Source organism: Acinetobacter sp. RIT698 (assembly GCF_009668065.1).
GTDB classification, from domain to species: domain Bacteria; phylum Pseudomonadota; class Gammaproteobacteria; order Pseudomonadales; family Moraxellaceae; genus Acinetobacter; species Acinetobacter guillouiae.
In genome coordinates this window covers 1-3,869 of sequence record NZ_WJYH01000103.1, presented here as the reverse complement: position 1 = coordinate 3,869, position 3,869 = coordinate 1, and the positions used below count along the sequence as shown (strand labels likewise).

General features: G+C 34.2%; 3 protein-coding genes. All 3 read left to right on the top strand.

Going from position 1 to position 3,869, the window contains the following annotated elements; all coding sequences use genetic code 11:
* Positions 1 to 194 precede the first annotated feature (194 nt).
* The 3 genes from GJV03_RS21150 (at position 195) to GJV03_RS21140 (ending at position 3,673) form a co-directional block, all read left to right on the top strand.
* Positions 195 to 1,286, top strand: coding sequence for an OmpW family outer membrane protein (locus GJV03_RS21150; protein WP_151958004.1), 1,092 nt, complete (start codon positions 195 to 197; stop codon positions 1,284 to 1,286).
* Positions 1,287 to 1,453: 167 nt separating this feature from the next.
* Positions 1,454 to 2,674 carry an acyl-CoA dehydrogenase family protein gene (locus GJV03_RS21145; RefSeq protein ID WP_151958002.1) on the top strand — a complete coding sequence of 407 codons (1,221 nt, stop codon included), beginning with the start codon at positions 1,454 to 1,456 and terminating at the stop codon, positions 2,672 to 2,674.
* Positions 2,675 to 2,818: 144 nt separating this feature from the next.
* The gene (locus GJV03_RS21140) at positions 2,819 to 3,673 is read left to right on the top strand and encodes an enoyl-CoA hydratase/isomerase family protein (protein ID WP_234623485.1); all 855 of its coding nucleotides are present in this window, start codon (positions 2,819 to 2,821) and stop codon (positions 3,671 to 3,673) included.
* The last annotated feature ends 196 nt before the right edge of the window (positions 3,674 to 3,869 follow it).

Genomic DNA, 3,869 nt, shown 5'->3' with positions numbered 1-3,869 from the left:
CTGGGGCATTGGTTGTTGCTAGAAAATATGCATTAATTTAAAGAACACTACTTTTTTTAGCAAAATAAAAAAATGGCTTTATGTCATCATTAAAAATTTTTAATAAATTAGTTCTTTTTGACGATACAAATGAATTCAATTTTGTCGTCAAATATTCATTCAAACTACTAAAACCTATTATCCAGGATGGATCCATGAAGTTAAAAAATTATATATATACTTTAAGTATATGTGCTATATCTGCACAAACTGTTTATGCCACTCCCTATTTTAAATTGAGTGATAAAACAGATTTTAAACGCTATTCGATCTCTATCGGCTGGTTGTATGCAAAACCCTTAGGTGATGCAAATAATATAGATATTACGACAACGATCCCAGCAGGTAGTACTTATACAGTAGGTGATGTCACAACCCAGAATATTCTGGGTGCAATTGATCAATCAACAATTCAAGGGCAACAAGTACATACGGTAATTTCAACTATACAAGGTCTTGGTATATCAAGTCTTTCAGCTGATTTAAGTGGTACTGTTACTTTAAATCAACCCTCTAATTGGACGAGTCCTAATACTGGCCTGGAAGTTGAAGACATTAATACCCTAGGTATCATGTTTAATTATTATTTAAATGATAATATTTCGTTAGAACTTAAAGCGGGTATACCACCTAAGGTTAAGGCAAAAGGAATTGGTGAAATATATGCTCCTGTTATTGGTCAGGTTGATCTGCCGCCAACATCAACGGCACTTATTGGTACAAATAATATCCCCATTTCACAACAAATCTATGTAACTGATCTTGCTCAGTCCAAATATGCAATCAATACTAAAGTTTGGATGCCCGCAATTGAAGCCCATTATCAGTTTGGTATAAGCGGTATTAACAAATTTCGTCCGTATGTTGGTGTTGGCATACTATATGCCTATTTAGAAAATGTAAAAATCAATTCAGGGATTGAAAATGACCTCATTCTTGCGGGTCATCGGGTGCAGAATATTCTCACAGGTAAAGCGGGGGATAGCCTCGCTGGCATAAGTTCAGATGCTAAACCGATTATTAAAATCAGCACCAGAAATACTTTTGCGCCAGTATTTAGTGTCGGATTTAATTATGACTTTAACTCGAATTGGTTTGCTGTAGCTTCATTGTCTTATTCGAAAATGGATATTGACGCGAAAATTGATGTAAATAACCAAAATAACAATCAAAACCTGATTTCAGGAAAAGTTAAAATTGATGTTGATCCATTGATTAGTTACATGGGTATTGGCTATCGCTTTTAAAAAAGAACATTTATACATATCAAAGGCAAACAGTTAAATTAATACCTTTATCATGTACAAGTAATCTATAAAATGGAATGTCAAAAGTATCCATTTTGGAGGTGTGCTATACGGCACTTTTTGTTTTATTTATATAATTTTTCTTAATGATAATATGGAATATTCATATGGATATGCTAATCAGAAATTCTGAAAAAATGTTTAATGATATTTTTTTGCCTGAAGAAACCAAAGAAATTCGGAATGAAGCTCGAAATTTTGCTGAGAAGTATATTAAACCAAAAGCACCTTTATTAAATAATACTATAGAAAGTAAATCCAGTTTTCCAAGAGAAGTTTTTGATCTCATGGCTGAACATGGTTTATACCAAATTCCTTTTGCAAAAGATGTTGGAGGACGTGGTTTAAAATATCCAACTTTAGCGACTTTAACGGTTATGGAAGAGCTTGCTTATTATTCAGCTGGCACCACCTCTGCTTTATTTGATGGCCAAGCGCTATTGGTCGGCAATACGTTAAATAAAGCAAGCTCATATTTGCGAGAAAAGTATTTAAGTAAATTGGTAAAAGGTACCTTTGTTGGAGCATTCGCAACAAGTGAGCCATTAACTAGTACAGATTTAAGTGTTCAATCTATGCAGAGCTATGCCCAAAAAGTAGAAGGTGGCTGGATTGTTAATGCACATAAGCGCTGGATTACCAACTCAGTTGTTGCAGAATATATTTTGGTGTTATGCGCTACAGATAACGGTTTGACCATGTTTTTCATTGATATGGACAATAAAAATATTCATGTTGGAGATCCAGATATAAAAATGGGCAATAAAGCACAGCTAACAGCAGACGTACACATTAACGATGTTTTTATTTTAGATAGCTATGTTGTTGGTGAAGTTGGAAAAGGACTCAATGTTGCTTTAGCTGCTTTGACTCTTGGAAGAATGGGTATTGGTGCGATAGGCGTAGGCATGGCTCAATCAGCGCTTGATTATGCTATTCATTACAGCAAAAACAGAAAAGTTTTTGGTCAAGAGTTAGCCCGTTTTCAACATTGGCAATATACTTTTTCTGACCACGCACTCAATATTGAAAATGCCAGAAATTTATATATTAAAGCTGCTTATCGTTATGATATTGAAGGTAACGCAGAAATTGAAGCAGCAATGTCTAAAATTGCAGGCAGCCAATTAGCTGTAGAGGTCTCCCGAGATGCAATTCAAGTTTGTGGTGCATATGGCTTTGTCCAACAGCTTAAAGAAACAGGGGAATATTATCCACTGGAATCTATCTATAGAGATGCCAAAATTGGAGAAATCTATGAAGGCGCCAATGAAATTCAACGTTGGGTGATTGCACGGAATTTGTTTGGTAGAGCATTTTCTGGTTAATATTATTTAGTTTTCTCAAATATAAAATCAGCGTTTTTATCAATTTATCCAAAAATTTTCGAATAATAATTTCTTTCATAATTCTATTCATTTCTGTGTAAATACACTTTATATAAGCGATAGATAAATAGAACAATCTCATCGTTGAAAATTTTAAGGCAATCCATTTTTAAGCTGCAGGTTAATTATTTTAATCAGTATAAGGATTTAAGTATGTACAAGGAAATTTTGGTTACAGTACAAAATGATATAGCGTATATCAAGTTAAATCGACCTAAAAGCGGCAATGCCATCACGCTAAATCTTGCTGAAGAATTATTAAAGGCAGCTATTTATTGTGATCAAAATAAATTCATACGCTGTGTGGTTCTAAGTGCAGAAGGTCCCTTTTTTTGCACAGGCGGTGATTTAGAAGAGTTTCAAGCTGCTGGTGATAATATCTCAGAATTTTTAAGTAAACTTGCTGGAATTCTTCATCTCGCGATTTCCCGTTTTATTAGAATGAATAAACCACTTTTAGTTGCTGTAAATGGCACTGCAGCTGGTGCTGGTATGAGTTTATCGCTCATTGGTGACATCGTTATAGCAAAAGATTCAGCTCAATTTTGCCCAGCATATACTGGTATAGGACTCAGTCCTGATGCAGGGCTCACTTGGTATTTACCCAAAATTGTGGGTTTGCGACGAGCTCAGGAAATTTTAATGATAAATAAAAAAATGAGTGCAAATACGGCACTTGAATATGGATTATTAACAATGGTTTTTTCAGATGCAGACTTTGATCAACAAGTAAAAGAAAATGTAACTTTGTTGGCAAATCAGCCTTTGCCTGCACTCAATAATATTCGCCAATTACTACTTTCTAGCCATCAAAATAGTTTGGAAACTCATTTAGAGCTAGAAGCACGAGCTATTGCAGCAGTTAGTTTTGATATCACCGTTAAGGAGGGTATGGCTGCATTTTTAGAAAAAAGACGTCCAGATTTTAAAAAAGTTTGAAATACCACCGATCTCTGTTTAAATGAATTTAAACCACAATATGCTTGATGAAATTGTGATTTTAAGTATTTTCCAAACGCTAACGGATGGTCTGACTATTAGCGAGTAGCGAGCAATAAATAGTAGAAAAAGTAAATTACCAATAAAAATCAGATCTACGAATCATATTTTTAAACAAATGCCCCTTAAAAAATTA